1 pseudogene is annotated in these 316 nt (G+C 61.4%); it reads right to left on the reverse strand.

From position 1 onward, the window contains the following. Positions 1-262 (reverse strand): annotated as a pseudogene (locus J0O65_RS25080) (ShlB/FhaC/HecB family hemolysin secretion/activation protein); the annotation flags it as partial. Positions 263-316 lie beyond the last annotated feature (54 nt).

Below are 316 nucleotides of genomic sequence, written 5' to 3' on the forward strand. Positions count from 1 at the left end.
CGCCTGCGGGCAGGCGGTTGGCGGACGCGGCCGTAGGCGCCTCGAGCAGGCGCACGTCGGGCGTGCGCTCCTGCTGCTGGCGCAGGACGCGCTCGCGTTCTTGCTGGCGTATCAGTTCTTGGCTGGCATCGTCGCGCTGGCTGCTGCCAGGCGGGGTGGGAAGGGGCGGCGCGATGTCGGGACGGGTCTGCGCGGACACGGCGGCACACAGGGTGCCGCTAAACAAAAATACACCGCACCATGGCGTCAAGCGCAGGTGCATATGTTGCCTTAAGTAATTATTTACGTAAGGAAATTATAAATTAATTATTTCTAT

This window comes from Janthinobacterium sp. JC611, assembly GCF_018682595.1.
In the GTDB taxonomy this organism is placed as follows: domain Bacteria; phylum Pseudomonadota; class Gammaproteobacteria; order Burkholderiales; family Burkholderiaceae_D; genus Janthinobacterium.